This is a genomic window from Metabacillus dongyingensis (assembly GCF_019933155.2).
Lineage (GTDB): Bacteria > Bacillota > Bacilli > Bacillales > Bacillaceae > Bacillus_P > Bacillus_P dongyingensis.
Genome location: NZ_CP082944.1, coordinates 4110633 through 4127668 on the forward strand (window position 1 = coordinate 4110633; position 17036 = coordinate 4127668).

Consider the following 17036-nt stretch of genomic DNA (forward strand, 5'->3'; position numbering starts at 1 on the left):
TAATCGGAAAAATTTTACTGGGATAATAGATCAATAGGAACAAGCATCTCCTATTTCATTTAGCCTATATTCCTGTCGCAAAAGCAGGGAAGAAGGACGAAAATCCCCTGATTACCCCCACAAAATAGTCATAGATTATAAATAGTGTATTGAGATACATAGGCGAATAAGCCGCTTAGGAGGGGAAAGATGGAATCATATGTGAAAGATTCTCTGCATCAATGGAAAGAGGATATGCTGAAGCAAAAGAATGAAATAGACACTGAATATGACAAAGTCAAAAGCGAACTTCAGTTATATTCCTATAAATTTGGCATTACAAAACAAGTCATTCAATCTACTATAAACGATGAAATTATCAACAATATCAAAACAACCTATCAAAAGCCATTCGAAGAAAAATTCAATGAGCTGAAGCTTTATATAAAAGAGCTGGAAGAGAAGCGCAGAGTTTATCAGATGTTTGTAGAGAAGATTGAGAAGGTTAGTGAGTCGGAGGAGAATTAACGGATTGCAATCATCTTTTTAAGTGGCTCTGATCACCCAAAGGAAAAGGACCATCAACTGGTCCTTTTTTTATTAAACAATATAGTTAATCTACAGAAAGAAACAATACATCTTCTCCTGCATATACCTCCCCAGTGGGAAGAAAGCCAAAACTATTATATAATTCACGAGCAATTTTGTTCTCTTTACAGACCGTTAAACGAATTTCTTTGCATATAGAAAATTCACTTACTATCCATTGAATGATCTCGGATAGTGCAGACCTGCCGCAGCCGTTTCCCTGATATCTTTCATCAATAATAAATCCGTTAATCCAGTACATATTAGTCGTATTTTCTTCGTATGCATGCATAATAAATCCGACCATTCTCTCTTTGTCATAAATAGCAAAGGGAATGTATTCGACGTTATCACCGTCTGGTTTAATGTAGACTTTTGCAAGGGATACGGCAACTGGGGGAGCAAAATCACTTTGCTCCTTCTTAACTTTCAGAGTCAAAGCTTCCTCCCAATTTTCTCTCGTAACCCGTTTCAATTGCACCTTCATAGAATCTCTCCTTTTCAAAATTTGATTTTCACTCTTTTTTATCACTTTATGCCAGGTAATGTAACCTCTTCTTTAACTAAACTGCCAAGTGGACGGAACAATAAAAAAAGTTGCCTAAGCAACATATTCACTCGACTTTATGTTAACCTGCTGTTTCATGCTTTTTAAATCCTTTAAAGTGATTTAATTTGAGAGTATGAATAGTGACTGGTATTTTTTTTGATTTCATTAAAATTATCTCTTGGTTACTTCTTCTACAGCCCATGAAAAATTCCTCCCTAGCCGCAGCCTGCAGAATTAGCTGATACTCTATGCTATAAGGATCGCTCCCGGCTAGAAAATTCCATAAAAAAAACAGCCGGCATAATCTCGCTCCGGCTGTTTCCTATTGAAGATATTTCCCATGATCAGGCATCGCAAGCTTTTTGAAATCCCTGCTTAATTCGGCAAGTCCTTTTCTCAAGACTTCGCCTGACATTGGCAGTCCATGGCCTGTAATAGCAGTTGATGGCTTAAGTGCTTCCAAGGTTTTCACTGAGTTCCAGGCTGCTTGCCAGTCTGTTGTGAAGTACTTTGGAGGACCTGAAATTTCCTGCTTTTGAGTAAACACCTTATAGAGTGAATCCTGTCTTACAGTTACAAACGCATCTCCTGCGATCAAAGTGCGGTCTTCTTCGCGATAGAAGGAAACATGTCCAGGTGTGTGACCAGGAGTATGGATCCATTTCCAATCTGATAATCCTGGAATTTGTCCATTTTCTCCAAATGCCTGAACATGATCAGTTAAATTGATAGCATCATTCGGAAAAAGCGGTGACATTTTGGCAATCAAGCCGCCTTCAACGCTTCCATCCGGTTCCGGATAATCTTTTTGACCGGTCAGGTAAGGCAGTTCAAGTTCATGAGCATAGACTGGAACCTGCCACTGTTCGATGAGTTCAATGATGCCCCCCACATGATCAAAGTGCCCGTGTGTCAGCAATATTGCTTTAGGCGCAACTTCTACGCCGGCATGCGCTTCAAAAGCCGATTTAATCGTGTCTGCAGAGTGCGGCATGCCCGCATCAATTAAATACCAGTCATTGCCGCTTCTTAAAAAAACTACATTTACGATTTGATTGGTGTAGCAGTATACCCCGGGCAGGACATCGAATTCCAGTCCGCTTGCAACAGATGTCATCGGCATCCATTTGTTCTCAAAGGAGCTCTCCATTTGGTCACTCATTGCTAATACCTCCTATGTATGGTTCAAAGGATTAGTATCCTCAGGTCTGCCGTTCTTTATTCACAAACCAGTATCTGCCTTGAAAACATCTGCTTCCTCACTGTACAGCGGTCTGCTATGCGAAAACCTGCTTCTTCAACCATGTGATCCATCGTTTCACTTGTCACAACCACCGTTTTATTCGAAATTCGGCGGGCATGTTTTAATATAGACATTTGCTCATCAGGTGTAGCGTGAGTATAAAGGTTATAGGGCATATCAATAATGGCGACATCATACTTGCCTGTGACTTCTGATATCGGTGCTGTCCTGACGTCGCATTCATAGCCGAAATGAGCGATATTTTCTCTCGATCCATCTGTTACAAGCGGATTGATATCTCGTCCGATAATATCTATGCCCATGGATAATGCTTCAACAAGAACGGTTCCAATTCCGCAGCACGGATCGATCGCTTTTACACCAAAAGGATGTGGAACAGCAATATTGGCAACTGCCCTTGCAACTCTTGTACTAAGTGCAGTTGAATATTCCCGCGGCTTTTTTAAATGATGCAGCCAGACCGGTTCGCTCCTGAGGTACTTTCCGAAATACCAGCGTCCTTCATGAATTGTAATGCCAAACGTCTGATCTGGATTCCGGACATCTGCCTCTGCTTTAAAGGGCCAGCCAACCTGCCGCTCAATATTTCTGCGCTCTTGATAACTAATTTGTTCACAATCTTCAAGATCATTGATTTTCAGAAAAATTATTTTAAACGTATCCGTTCCAATATCAATCTGCTCAACCTGCTTTACAATCTCAGAAAGCTCGTTTCCTTCATAGATGACTTCCAATCTCTCTTTCATAAAAGGACTTCTGCTTGGATCAATGTCAACGTCACTTTTCAAACTGAATCCATCGGACTGAAAGCCAAAAAAAGAACGCATTTCCAAGTGACACAATAAAAGCTCCTCTTCTGTACATGCAAATGTATATATAAATGCCGGTTTTCGGCTAAATTTATTCAATCTATTCCCATCCTTTAGCGCTTTAAAATATTCTTCCTTTCAAAACCATATCTGTATTTGCGGAGAAATGCAATTGTCCAGATGGGTAATTTCTTCTTTTTGAGCAAATGCTACGTATAAAAGGAGGCTGAAGTGTCTTGAAAGAGAGAGAACCAATTATAAGCCAAGAAGATGATCAAACTTCTGAGGGTCTGAATCAGATATTCGAGATTATAAATGCAAAAGGCGATGCAGGGGAATTAAATGAGATCGTACAGACACCAGATGAACATTTGTTATGCAGTGACGATTTATTTGACCGCCAGCTTTTTGCGATTGTGGATGATACTGTACGTGAAGATGAAGAATAAATAGAAAAAAAGCGCACCTTCACATACAAGTGAAAGTGCGTATTTTTTATTCTGCAGGGATTAACTTAACAGGTGCATCGTTTCAATGATATTACCGTCATCGCAGAAAAACACATATTCCGGCACTGAGAATGAAACATTCCCAAGGATCGTGTTGACCGCTTCCGTTCCGCTTGTATCTTAGACGAAGAAATTGCTTCCTTCACCGTTTGGCACAGTTTTATACCTTCCTGCCGGCAAATCTTTTCCTGCTATATATTAACCTGCACTTAACTTTTTGGGAGATTCTTCACTAAAATTATTTGGTTTAGACTACTCTTCTTCCTTCTCTTTAGACAAGAAAAAATTGATTAAGAAAGCAGACTGAGTACTTTGAGGGGCTATTTTTTCATCAGCACCACTGGTATTTATTTGACTGTTTTCCTGAATAATCGTTTCCTGACTTTTCAGCTCCTCTTGGGATTTTTCGTCAGCTCCAGCAGCCTTTTCCTGGCTTTCTAACTTCTCTGCGGCTTTTATTGCAGCATCATCAGCCAGCTGCACGAGACCCTGTTCTTCCATAGCTTTATTTTCTGCGGCAGCATTTTCCTGGCTTTCTAACTTCTCTTCAGCTTTTATTGCAGCATCATCAGCCAGCTGCACGAGCCCCTGTTCTTCCATAGCTTTATTTTCTGCGGCAGCATTTTCCTGGCTTTCTAACTTCTCTTCAGCTTTTATTGCAGCATCATCAGCCAGCTGCACGAGACCCTGTTCTTCCATAACTTTATTTTCTGCGGCAGCATTTTCCTGGCTTTCTAACTTCTCTTCAGCTTTTATTGCAGCATCATCAGCCAGCTGCACGAGCCCCTGTTCTTCCATAGCTTGATTTTCTTCGGCAGCCTTTTCCTGGCTTTCTACCTTCTCTTCAGCTTTTATTGCAGCATCATCAGCCAGCTGCACGAGCCCCTGTTCTTCCATAGCTTGATTTTCTTCGGCAGCCTTTTCCTGGCTTTCTACCTTCTCTTCAGCTTTTATTGCAGCATCATCAGCCAGCTGCACGAGCCCCTGTTCTTCCATAGCTTGATTTTCTTCGGCAGCCTTTTCCTGGCTTTCTAACTTCTCTTCAGCTTTTATTGCAGCATCATCAGCCAGCTGCACGAGCCCCTGTTCTTCCATAGCTTGATTTTCTTCGGCAGCCTTTTCCTGGCTTTCTAACTTCTCTTCAGCTTTTATTGCAGCATCAGCAGTCAGTTGCAGGAGTGCTTGAGCCTTAGCAGTCAGTTGCACGAACGCCTGTTCATCCAAAGCTTTATTTTCTTCAGCAGTCTTTTCCTGGCTTTTTAACATCTCTTCAGCTTTTATTGCATCATTTTTAGATGCGATTGCCTTTTTATTTGGTTCATTGCTTTCTTTTTCTCGTTTTCGTTGTTTTAATTCTTCTTCCTTGAGTTTTTCAGCTTTTTTTTTCTCCTTTTTTTGTTGTTTCAATTCGTCATTTTTTAGTTTTTCAGCTTTCTTCTTCTCCTTTTTTTGTTGCTTGTTCCGTTCTTCCTTTTTTTGTTTTTCAGCTTTTTCCTCCTCCTCTTTTTGTTGCTTGATCAGTTCTTCCTTTTTTTGTTTTTCAGCTTTTTCCTTCTCCTTTTTTTGTTGCTTGTTCCGTTCTTCATTTTTTAGTTTTTCAGCTTTTTTCTTCTCCTTTTTTTGTTGTTTTTTCAGTTCTTTTTTCTTTTGTTTTTCGGCTTTCTTCTCATCTTGTCTTTCCTGATTTTTCAGCTCTTCTTCCTGATTTTTCATGCTGTTCCTCCCGTTTTAATTTACGGATTTTTGTTTACAATTTATCTAATATTGATGCCTTTTTCCTTTTAGAAGTTAATTAGCTCAGATATTTTATGCTGCTATCTGATATTCTGTTATAAATAAAAATGACTCAGGCATATTCATTCTAAAGAATTATGTTGAATATTTATCAAAAATGAATTTGAACAGCAAAAAAAACTCCGCCAAGAATGAACGGAGTTTTCTTACTTTATTTATTCGCTTCATGAACTTTCAAAAGCTTGCCTTTAATCGTTGTATTCTTCATTGCTTTCAAAACGATTGGTCCTTTTCCATTTAGAATCTCTACATAAGAAACGTTATCCTGAATGGTGATGATGCCGATGTCGCCTGCTGTCATTCCGGGAATCTTGGCGATCGTTCCGACGAAATCGACAGCACGGATTTTCTTTTTCTTTCCTCCGTTGAAATAGAGCTTCATAATTCCTTTATTCAGCTGGGCGCTTTTGTCTTTTTTAATTTCAGGACGGGATATTATTTTTTCTTCGAATGCACCTTTTGCTTTAGAAATATCTTCGCTCGCAGGGGCAAGTGTTCTAGGAATTTCAAAGCCGATATAATCTTCAATTTCGGTAAGGAATTTTTCCTCATAGGGCGTAATGAAGGTAATCGCTTTTCCTGTTTTGCCTGCCCGGCCCGTTCTGCCAGTTCTGTGAACATAGCTTTCTTTTTCAAGCGGCAGGTCATAGTTAATGACGTGTGTAATATTATCAATATCGATTCCTCTGGCGGCGACATCTGTCGCAACTAAATAGCGGAATTTCCCCCTTTTGAAATCATTCATGACAGAAAAGCGATCTTCCTGATAAAGGCCGCCATGAATTTTATCACAAGGATAATTGGCGCGGTCTAATTGTTTAAAAACGGCATCAACCTGCTCTTGTGTTCTGCAGAAGATGATGCAGCTGTCAGGGTTTTCAACGACAGTCACAGCTTTAAGAAGCGGGAACTTCTCATCTTCTCTCACCACAATTAACGAATGTTCAATTGATGCAGTCGTCAGTCCTGCAGCTTTTATCTCAATTTCAACCGGTTTTTTCATATATTTATGGCAGAGATTTTCTACATCCTTTGGTAAAGTAGCTGAAAAGAGCATTGTAACTCTGTCCGCAGGAAGTTCATCAATAATCGCTTCTACCTGATCGATAAAGCCCATATTCAGCATTTCATCCGCTTCGTCAATAATCAGATACTGCAGCTTTTCTAACGCAAGCGTCCCTTTTTCAATATGATCAAGGACTCTTCCGGGTGTTCCGACTACAACATGAGTCTTTTGCTTCAGCTCAATTTTCTGCCTGTCAAATGGCTGTTTGCCATAGACGGCTGCCGCTTTTATCCGTTTGAACCTGCCGATGTTTGTTATATCCTCTTTTACCTGTGCAGCGAGCTCCCTTGTTGGGGTCAGAATTAAAGCTTGAGGCTTGTTTTCCTCCCACTCCACCATTTCACAGAGCGGAATGCCAAACGACGCCGTCTTCCCGCTCCCTGTTTGTGATTTCACAACAAGATCCTTCTTTTCTAAAGCGACAGGAATGACTTTATTCTGAACTTCTGTCGGTTCCGTATAATTTAAACGATCCAGCGCCCTCACAATCTCCGCGCTTAATTTATAATCAATAAACCCTTTATGACTCATTTAGCAACCTCATTTTTTCTTGTGTTTTTTCAAGTATTTAACTCATGAATCATCATTATACTTGAAATAGCTGTTAGAGCGTGATAAATATTGGTTTTTGATTCATTTTATCCGCGGACGATAAAACAAGAAAGTATAACCCTTCTTGCTTTTCCTATGTTTAAATTAATAATGATAAAATCTGCTGTATGACGTTATATTCTCGATCTGTTCCAGGTCCGGTTCATACCCGATTCCAGGACTTTCCGGGATATAAATGTATCCATCTTTCATTTCCACTTCCGGAGTAATAATATCCCGCTTCCAATAATGAGAAGAAGGGGCTGTATCTCCAGGCAGGGTGAAGTTGTTCAGTGAAGTTATGGCAATATTATGAGCTCTGCCGATTCCCGCTTCAAGCATTCCGCCGCACCACATCGGAACGTTGTGCAGCTCACATAAGTCATGAATTTTTTTTGATTCTGTGAGCCCGCCGACACGTCCGATTTTAAGATTGATAATCCTGCAGCTTCCAAGCTCAATTGCTTTTCTCGCATCTTCTGCACTATGTATGCTTTCGTCGAGACAAATAGGAGTTTTGAGCTGATCCTGCAGCCTTGCATGGTCAACAATGTCATTATGGGCCAGCGGCTGTTCAATCATTGTTAATCCGAATTCGTCGAGTGCTTTTAGGTGTTCTATATCATTCAGCGTATAAGCGCAGTTTGCATCGGCCATCAGCTGAATATGCGGAAATTCCTGACGAATTAATCTAATAATATCAACATCCCAGCCCGGCATAATTTTCACTTTAATCCGCTTATATCCGGCCTTCAAGTAACCATCGATTTGTTTTAGCATTTTCGCCTGAGATTGCTGGATCCCGACACTTACACCTACTTCGATTTTGTCTCTTGCACCGCCGAGCGCTTTCGCCAAAGTCATGTTTTTCTCTTTTGCATAGAGATCCCAAACAGCCATTTCAATCGCGGCTTTGGCATTGTAGTTACCGCGTATCTTTATAAACCGCTCTGACACCTCATCTGGATGAGTGACAGGCTCTTGATAAAGAAGCGGAATCAAGTGATCGCTAATCATATGCCAATTCGTTTTGACCGTTTCTTCATTATAGATTGGCTGCGTAATGGAAACAGATTCTCCCCAGCCTGATAACCCTGATTTCGATTTCACTTCAACTAAAATGATGTCTTTATCTTCTTCTGTTCCGACGCTTGTGGTAAAAGGATGCAGCAGATCCATCTTGATTTGCCTTAGGATAATGCTTTTAATTTCCATTTCCTTGTCCCCCATTCTCTAAGAGGTATAGATACTGGCCAATGTGACGATTATCTTTCACTAAATCGGATACCACCCATCCCTGACTTAAATAATGAGAGAACACTTCGCCAGTTTTCTCTCTCCATTTTTTAGCAAGCTGTAAATCAGCCCTTTTGATTTCCTGAAACTGTGCCGGCACGGGAACGAAAATATGCGGATCATGCAGGGATAGGTCTGTTTTTTCCGGAAAAGGAAAATTGTCTATTTCATTTGTATAAAGCGCATATGGAATGTTTGCTTCTTTCACATATACATGTTTCACATTTACTTTGTTTTGCTCATTCAAATGCCATTCGACTAAAAAACGGTCTGTCGGTATACCAGCATTTAAATTGTCCGCCATTTCGCCGTAAACATTAGGGATATATTCCTTGGCAATTGCACCTAGCTTATGTATGTTAAGATTTCCGTTGACGGTTTCCAGCGGATCGTATGTCCAGGTGATCCGGTCATACCCCATCTCAAGTGCTGTTTCTTTTTGTGCAATTTTCAGTTTTTCTCCGATACCGAATTTGCGGTAATCCGGATGGATGCCTAAGCTATGGGAAACGAGATACACTTTATTCCCGTCATATCCCGGAAAACTGTATTGAAAGCCAATGAGCACATTTTTATAAAATGCGCCCAGAATAAAGCCGCCATTTTTCACAACAGCCACACTTTGATTAACAGGAACAGAATCCTCCATACTCCAGATTATTGCCTCAAGGCGCCTGACTTCTTCCAGCTCTTTTGCCGTTTGAAGATTGCGGATAATCATTGATTCCTGCACTTCTTTTTTCAAGATTCTATCCTCCTTGTTTACCATCGCTGCTGATCTGCTTCCAGCAGCATTTGTGTTAAAATCTTAGTGCCATAAACTAAAGCCTCTTGATTAAATTGCATCTTTGGGTGATGCAAACCAGGCTTTAGGCCACAGCCGAGCCCTATCATTGTGGCGGCAATCGCCGGATTTTCCGCTGTATAAAAATGAAAGTCCTCTGCCCCGGGAGAAACACAGGCCTCTTCGGTATTCTCTTCACCCAGTATGGAAACAATCGCTTTTCTTGCTATCTCAATCGCAGGAAGGTTCTTTACCGCTGCGGGTGAGTATTCCTCTACCTTTGAAGTAATTTCCGTCTCGGTTAACTCTTCGATTTTTGTAATCGTATGCTTCGCTTTTTCCAGAAGCATCTCCATCGTGTCATTCGATTCTGCTCTCAAATCAAGTGTAAAGCGAGCGTTCTCAGGAATCGAATTGGAGGCTTCTCCCCCATGCAGTTCCGTTATTTTAATTGAATAATGATCAGATGCATTCAATTGAATTTGGCGTATCGCCCCGATTAACAGAGCGGCTGCCTCAAGCGGATTATTGCCCAGTTCCGGTCTGGCAGCGTGAGCGGGCACCCCTTTTATTACTCCTTTAATGCTTGCCGTTGAACTATGAAGAATAACTGGCGCGGCCTTTCCAAACGGAATTTCCATCACTGGACGCAAATGGATGCCGAAAAGAAACTTCACTTTCTGAAGGACGTTTTCCTCCATCATCTTAAGGGCACCCGCTGCCTTTTCTTCCGCCGGCTGGAAGATAAAACGGACCGTATGCTTCATCTTCTGTTTTGAGAGAATGAGTGCGGTATATAGGACCATTGTGCTATGAGCATCGTGGCCGCAGGAGTGGTTGGGCACGACCGCCCCGTCCACTTCCTGAATCAGTGCATCCATATCTGCACGGAGAGCAATAACATCGGACTGCTCCCCCTCAAGCTCTGCGATAAAACCGAAATGCCCTTCATAGGTTTGAATAATAAAGCCTGCATTGACTAGTTTTTCTTTTATATATTGTGAGGTTTTTTCCTCCTCCCAGCTGGGCTCTGCAAGCATATGCAGCTCCTGATACGTTTTAATTATTTCTTCCTTGTGTTCGTCTGCAGCGTGCATTCCATGTAATTGCGGCACTCCATCCATTCAAATCCCACCCCTGTGTTTGGTTTTACTCTAAAAATAATTCCTGATCCGTATAAAGCTTTTCTAATTTTTGCTGACGAAGGCTGATTCTGTCCTGATCCCGATGCTTAACACCTTCCATGATGACTTCCAGTAAACTGACAACAGAAGCAATCGAATGATCCCCCGAGTCCAGCTCCTCCTCCGTTGTTAACGTAATTTCAGCAAGCTGTCCAACAGGAGAAAACTGTCTGTTTGTAATGGCAATCACTGTTGCCCCTTGAGCTTGTGAGCATTTTGCAAGTTCTAAGGATTCTTGCCTGTACCTTGGAAACGAGAAAATAATCACCGCAGAATTTTGATTCAGATCTAGAATATCTTCAAGTGAAAAGCCCGCTGGACTTGAAAGTGCTACATTATCCCTATATAGCTTGAGGGTATAATGCAGCCAATAGGCAGCTCCATAGGAACTTCCAAATCCGCCTATATAAATGCGGTCAGACTGAATAAAGTGATCAACCGTCTTCCAAATCTCACCCTCATCGACCTGCATTAATAATTGCTGTAATACAGATGTTTCTTTCTCGATGACCGAACTGAAAATGCTCGTTTCATTTGGTTGTTTCAATTCTGCAGGCAATTCTTCAAGCCCTGCCCCCTGTTTCTTTTCCAGCCAATTCCTGCGCAGCGCCTCCTGCATGTCTGAATAACCTTTAAAACCTAGTGCATAGGCCAGACGAATAACGGTTGTCTCACTTACGCCTGCTCTTTTCCCTAATTGAAAAGCAGTGAGCAATACCCCTTCTTCCCTGTGCAGAGTAAGGAATTCAGCAGCTTTTTTCTGACCTTGCGATAAAGAGGAATAATTTTCCTTAATAATTTGAGAGATTGATTTTGGTTTCATGTCTGCTCCTTTTCATTCATATGAAGGAAAAACTTCATTTATTATATTATATTAAATTTTTTCCTTCATATTCAATCATTATTTTATTATTCAGAAATTAGCCGATAAAAAATACGGCAGATCCCCAATAGAGAGATCTGCCGCATATTATCAATCTGCTAATCTATTAATTTAATACCTTCACATTAACTTCTCTCTTACCGAATGATACTGCAGCATCTTGTGTCGGAATGAAGACATCAATGCGGTTTCCTTTAATTGCACCGCCAGTATCTTCTGCTGTTGCATAGCCGTAGCCTTCAACATATACCTTAGATCCAAGCGGAATGACGCTCGGGTCTACCGCGATTACTTTTTTATCAGGGTTCGCTTTTAAATCAACGCCTGTAGCAGTTGTTCCTGAGCAGCCTTCACAGCTTGCCGTGTATGCTGTAGCTGTTACGGTTAATTCTTTCGCAACGCCTTCTTCACTGACGTCGTTTTCTGCCACAGCACTTGCAGAAGCTTCATTTACAGAAGGGTTTTGATCCTTAGGCTCTGGCTTAGCTTCAGGCTTCGGTTCTGGAGCTGGGGCTGGGGCTGGGCTTGTATTGTCAGCATCACTGAAGATCACTAGTTCTTGACCAGGGTGGATGACATCTCCTGATAACTCGTTTTTCTCAGAAATATGCTCTACACTAGCGTCAAATTTCTCTGCGATGCTCCAAAGCGTGTCGCCTGCAACAACTGTATATACTTCTTCATCTGATATTTTTAATGTATTGTCTGCAAAAATTATGTCTGATGTTAAGTTGTTCCAGTTTTTAATATCATCAACTGAAACTTTGTGCTCCTGTGATAGGCTCCACAGAGTGTCTCCTTTATCTACTACGACCTCTTCTGCTTGCGCGCTAATTCCTGCTGTAGTTGTTAGAGCGGCTACAGCCGCTAATGAAAAGATAGTTTTTTTCATATTTTTCTTCCTCCTTCAGCAATTACGAATGTTTCCCATGTTATCACAAAAAGGAGGCTTATAAAAAACAGTGAGGTGATAAATCCATTACAATTGTAACAGCGCTATAACAATAACCTTACTAACAAACTGAAAATTCCCACTTTATTCCTTGTTTTCCTTTAAAAATTCCTTGCAATCTAGTTAATTAATCACCATTCTACTATAATGTTTCGTTATATTAGCCCAGTTTAGTATTTATGAAAGTTCATTTAGTAAAGAGTGATGTTTTATAAAAAGCCTCTTTCTGTATTTCCGATTCTACCTAAAGAAACATCTTATTTTTACCCAATTTTGGGGTAATTTCACACCCTGAAAGACCTATAGGCTTATTTTTTATAATTAGTTCTTCTGTTAACACCTTCTTTTATTAACAGAGAAGATCAGCTTAGATGTCTGGTTTCCCCTTAATCTCTTATGCAAATAGAACTATTAATTATAAGCCTATCCCCTCTTAAATTACCCCAATTTACAAAGAAACTGTTGTGCCTATACTATTAATTTTGTAATAGTGGGATTTTTCCCGCAAATATAAAAAATTCAAAGGGGAAATATATGAAAAATAATAAAGGCAAGAAGCTCATAACAGGCACACTAGCGATGGGTTTATTACTCTCCGCCTCAATTCCGTACAATACACTCGCAGAAAACCCTATCAAAACAGCTAAGATCAGCAATGTTGAAAAAGTGTTAAGCAATCTATCTGAAGAACAAAGAAGAGCTCTTGAGCAGCTGGATGTGGGCCCAGGCTTCACAATTGATCCAAAGATAAACACAACAAGCCCGGAACTCGTTCAAGTCATCGTAGAATTTAACCAGGCACCTGCTAAAGTAGATCTTCAAAAAGAAGCCTTAAAAGGAAAAAAAATCTCCTTAACCTCCGCAAAAGAAAAAGTAGAGGCATCTCATAAAGAATTTAAAGCTTATGTAAATTCCATCAAATCAAAAAAGAAACAAGCTCTTTTCGAAACGGCAGAAGTAGAAATTAAACAAGAGTATAAAAATGCCTTTAATGGTGTATCAATGACTCTGCCGGGCATTGCGGTAGAGGAACTGCTTCATTCGGGCACGGTTAAACGAATCTGGAGCAACGCAGAGGTTCAGCTTGAGCTTCCGCCTGAAGCAAAAGGCATCTCGCCTAAAATGGCGGACAGTATTCCGCAAATTGGCGTTGATAGGCTCCATGATGAAAACATCAAAGGTGCAGGAATTAAAGTCGGAGTTCTTGATACTGGCATTGACTACACACATCCTGACTTAGCCGGTGCTTACAAGGGATATAAAGCACAGACCGGACAAAATCCGGCAGCCGTGAATCCTGCTTCTGTTAAAGGCTGGGATTTTGTAGCCGATGATGCAGATCCAATGGAGACAACTTATAATGATTGGAAAGAAACGAGTGATCCTGAGATAAATCCATCTACAGGCTCATCCTATTACACTTCTCACGGAACGCACGTCTCAGGAACCGTTGCAGCTCAGCAGAAAAACAATGTGGATTATGCAGTTAAAGGAGTTGCTCCTGAGGTTGACCTTTATGGATATCGTGTCTTAGGCCCTTACGGATCCGGTTATACAGAAGATGTGCTGGCGGGAATTGATAAAGCTGTCAGCGACGAAATGGATGTTATCAACCTTTCATTAGGAGCTTCAGTCAATGATCCGCTCTATCCAACATCTGTAGCCATTAATAACGCCATGCTCTCCGGTGTCGTATCCGTCGTATCTGCCGGAAACGCGGGACCAAATGAAAAAACGGTTGGTTCACCGGGAACCAGTGCTTTTGGAATTTCAGTCGGTGCATCTGACGCTGCCATTTCCATCCCGTCATTTACTGCTGCTGTGAATGACATCCGCTTTGAATCTATGAAGCTATTAGGCAAAAATTTTGCGGATCAGTTAAATGAACTTGAAGGTCAAACGCTGCCATTCATCTATGCAGGACTTGGAAACCCAGCAGATTTTGATGGAAAAGATTTCAATGGAAAAGTCGCTCTTATTGAGCGCGGCGTGCTGACATTTGATGCTAAAGTTCAAAATGCTAAGAATGCCGGGGCAGCGGCTGTCATTATTTACAACAATGCAGATGGCGACATTCCAACCTACATTGGTGAAAATACAAAGTACGTTCCAACCTTCCAGCTGTCAAAAGCAGACGGTGAAAAAATCAAGGGATTAACAGAATCCTCCATTACCTTTAATGAGTTAAAAGAAGTAAAAACAGAAGGTGATTCCCTTGCAGACTTCAGCTCAAGAGGACCTGTGAACGGAAATTACGATATCAAGCCTGATATTGTTGCTCCAGGGGTGTCTATTTTCTCTACTTATCCTGAGTATATGAATCATCCAGAAGACGGAAATGACTACACAGCAGCATACACGCGGATGCAAGGAACTTCTATGGCCGCTCCGCATATTACGGGTGTAGCAGCTCTAGTTCTGCAGCAGAATCCTGATCTTGATCCTTTTGAAGTAAAAACGGCTATTATGAATACAGCTGATGACCTTAAACAGAATTATTCCGTTTTTGAAGTCGGTGCCGGTCGCGTAGATGCTTACAATGCGGTACATTCCAAAGTTTCGGTTAAAGTGCTGGATACGACAGAAAATATTGAGAATGGTGAATATGTGGACATTCCTGAAGTTACAGGATCGATCGGTTATGGTTCCCGCTATACAAAAGAAGGAGCTGCAGTGAAAGACAGCAGAACCCTCCAAATTGTAAACAAAACCGGCAAAGCTCAGACTTACCGTACAGATGTGGAATATCATCAAGCAAGAAAAGGTGTTCAGGATGCCATTGAAAATAAAATTCAGGTAGCTGTCCCAGATACCCTTAAAGTTGGAGCCGGAAAAACGAAAGATATTCAAGCTAAAATTACGGTCCCGGAAAACGCGGAAATCGGCCGTTACGAAGGATATATTCATTTAGTGAATGAACAAAATCCTGAAGAGAAATTTCAAGTTCCTTTTGCGATCCGAGTCACTGACAAAGGAATAGACTATACGGAACTATTGCAGCCATCCGTCACAAACGATACGCAGTTCCATCAATATGCATCACCCGGTTCTCCAATGATCTTTAAGCTGAAAAGTCCATTAAAGCAGTTTGATCTTGTATTAAAAGACGCAAAAACGGGTGAGCCATTAGGTATAACCGGAAGCTTCGACGGAACAAACGCTGTTCCGGACCGTGAATATTTCATTAGGCTTGCTTTTAGAGGAATTATTTTCCCATTTACAGGAAATGAAGACCAGCCTATTTCAGAGGCACCTGTAAGAGTCCCTGCTGGTGAATATTCTTTAGAAATGATCGGTCATGATGAAGATGGTAAAACATACAGCGTTGCAAACGTTGCTGTAGTTGATAATACTCCGCCTAAAGTAGATCTTGATGTAGAGCCGGGTGTTGTGGAAATTGACGACAGCATGCTGACAGAGGAAGATGGCTACCGCGGACTGTGGGTTCACGGCAGTATAACAGATTCAACTGTGGATCTGCTCGCATCAAAAGGCTATGATTATACACAAAAATCAAATACAGCTGCTTATTATGAAAACAACGGACCGTTTATTGGGGGCTTTCTGAAGCTTGAGGATAATGGCGATACGAAATTCGGCGTCCTTCCTGAAGAATACGAAACAAAGCCTTATCAGCTTCGTATTTTCCCTTGGGATATTGCGACTGCAGCCAATGTTTTTGCTTCACCTAACTATGTATTTATGAAAGAAGGCACAGAGCACGCAACAAACCGCTATAACAAACAAAGTGTGAAAATCGGCAGTGAAATTACGATGACTCTTGACTTGAATAATGTGAAACGATTTATGTCCGGTGAATTTGAAATTGACAATACGTACTCTGATATTTTTAAATTCCAAAGTGTAAAAGTAAATAGAGCCTTCGATGCTCTTGCTAAGCAAAAAGGAGTTAAGGTAGACCTTCATGAAGCAGAAGTGACCGAAAAATCCGTAAAAGTTGGAGCTTCCTTATCTAAAGAAGGCTTCAAAGGATTCGACGGTGATCTTCCATTCTTGGATGTAACCTTTAAGATAATCGATGATACGTTTTACAGTTCATTGGCACTTTTCAACGTGACTAAGCTTTCATACATCAAAGCTGGACAAACGGAGCCGACTATTTTGCCTGCTTACAGCTTAGAAAGATTTAATTTCATCTCCAAACACTCACAAGTTACGGGTTCTATTTCCCCAGAAGCATTTTTGACTTCGGGAGGCTATTTAGAGAATAAAAATGATTACAGTAAAATGGGCTTCAGAGTATACGCAAAAGCAGCTGACGGCAGCACCTATCCGGGAACAATCGATGAAAGAGGCCAGTTTAAAATTCCAGGAATCCCAGTTTCTAAAGATTTCCATACAGTTTATATTGAAGCAAACGGCCATACAATAACTGCAACTAAAGTAATGCTGAGCAAGCCGGTAGATGGAAAGCTATATGGCATCAGCCAAAGAATCAATCCAAATACAAATCTTGCTGGAGATATCAACCGGGATGAAATGATTGATATCCGTGACCTCGAGATTGCAGTCAATCATTACGGCAAAACAAATCCAAGCAATCCAAACCTTGATATAGACCAAGACGGTATCGTTGGAGAAACAGACGTACGTTTTATAGAAAAGAATTTCCTAGCAATTGGGGCTTTAGCACCTGAAAAAGCCAAACCGAAAGAGAAAATCGGCAAAAATGGTCTTGCTGAATTTTTAAAGAAGATTGGTCTTGCACCTAAAAACAGCTAATATTAGATAAAAAAAGAACAGCAGATTCTGCTGTTCTTTTTTGT

13 protein-coding genes are annotated in these 17036 nt (G+C 40.9%); 3 read left to right on the top strand and 10 right to left on the bottom strand.

The features are described from left to right. Positions 1–189 precede the first annotated feature (189 nt). Complete coding sequence (locus tag K8L98_RS20455) at positions 190–507, top strand: hypothetical protein (protein WP_223437639.1); 318 nt, start codon at positions 190–192, stop codon at positions 505–507. A gap of 85 nt (positions 508–592) precedes the next feature. Here the strand turns inward: K8L98_RS20455 and K8L98_RS20460 are convergent, their stop codons facing one another. The 3 genes from K8L98_RS20460 to K8L98_RS20470 form a co-directional block, all read right to left on the bottom strand. Further along, a complete protein-coding gene (locus K8L98_RS20460) occupies positions 593–1054 on the bottom strand; it encodes a GNAT family N-acetyltransferase (protein ID WP_223437641.1) in 462 nt (153 codons plus the stop codon). Between the two features lie 385 nt (positions 1055–1439). Beyond that, complete coding sequence (locus tag K8L98_RS20465) at positions 1440–2279, bottom strand: MBL fold metallo-hydrolase (RefSeq protein WP_223437643.1); 840 nt, start codon at positions 2277–2279, stop codon at positions 1440–1442. Positions 2280–2335: 56 nt separating this feature from the next. Continuing rightward, positions 2336–3289, bottom strand: coding sequence for a TRM11 family SAM-dependent methyltransferase (locus tag K8L98_RS20470; protein WP_223437644.1), 954 nt, complete (start codon positions 3287–3289; stop codon positions 2336–2338). A gap of 137 nt (positions 3290–3426) precedes the next feature. On the opposite strand from K8L98_RS20470, the gene K8L98_RS20475 reads away from it, so the two are divergent. Continuing rightward, on the top strand, positions 3427–3639 hold the full coding sequence (locus K8L98_RS20475; protein ID WP_223443761.1) for a hypothetical protein: 213 nt from the start codon (positions 3427–3429) through the stop codon (positions 3637–3639). Between the two features lie 312 nt (positions 3640–3951). Here the strand turns inward: K8L98_RS20475 and K8L98_RS20480 are convergent, their stop codons facing one another. The 7 genes from K8L98_RS20480 to K8L98_RS20510 all read right to left on the bottom strand — a co-directional run bounded on the left by K8L98_RS20480 (position 3952) and on the right by K8L98_RS20510 (position 12189). Continuing rightward, positions 3952–5412 carry a hypothetical protein gene (locus K8L98_RS20480; RefSeq protein WP_223437645.1) on the bottom strand — a complete coding sequence of 487 codons (1461 nt, stop codon included), beginning with the start codon at positions 5410–5412 and terminating at the stop codon, positions 3952–3954. Between the two features lie 232 nt (positions 5413–5644). Continuing rightward, positions 5645–7090 (bottom strand): DEAD/DEAH box helicase, encoded by a 1446-nt coding sequence (locus tag K8L98_RS20485; RefSeq protein WP_223437647.1) that lies wholly within the window; start codon positions 7088–7090, stop codon positions 5645–5647. 165 nt (positions 7091–7255) lie between these two features. Further along, positions 7256–8365, bottom strand: a complete 1110-nt coding sequence (gene menC, locus K8L98_RS20490) for an o-succinylbenzoate synthase (protein ID WP_223437648.1) — start codon at positions 8363–8365, stop codon at positions 7256–7258. Continuing rightward, entirely contained in the window at positions 8355–9191 is an 837-nt protein-coding gene (locus K8L98_RS20495) for a GNAT family N-acetyltransferase (RefSeq protein ID WP_223437650.1), read from the bottom strand. The genes menC and K8L98_RS20495 overlap by 11 nt, the downstream gene beginning before the upstream one ends. A 17-nt stretch (positions 9192–9208) precedes the next feature. Then, positions 9209–10354, bottom strand: a complete 1146-nt coding sequence (locus tag K8L98_RS20500; protein ID WP_223437651.1) for an amidohydrolase — start codon at positions 10352–10354, stop codon at positions 9209–9211. A gap of 25 nt (positions 10355–10379) precedes the next feature. Beyond that, positions 10380–11237, bottom strand: coding sequence for a MurR/RpiR family transcriptional regulator (locus tag K8L98_RS20505; RefSeq protein WP_223437653.1), 858 nt, complete (start codon positions 11235–11237; stop codon positions 10380–10382). A gap of 166 nt (positions 11238–11403) precedes the next feature. Further along, positions 11404–12189, bottom strand: coding sequence for a 3D domain-containing protein (locus K8L98_RS20510; protein ID WP_223437655.1), 786 nt, complete (start codon positions 12187–12189; stop codon positions 11404–11406). A 594-nt stretch (positions 12190–12783) separates the two neighbouring features. Between K8L98_RS20510 and K8L98_RS20515 the strand changes: the two genes are divergently transcribed. After that, entirely contained in the window at positions 12784–16992 is a 4209-nt protein-coding gene (locus tag K8L98_RS20515; RefSeq protein WP_223437657.1) for a S8 family serine peptidase, read from the top strand. The last annotated feature ends 44 nt before the right edge of the window (positions 16993–17036 follow it).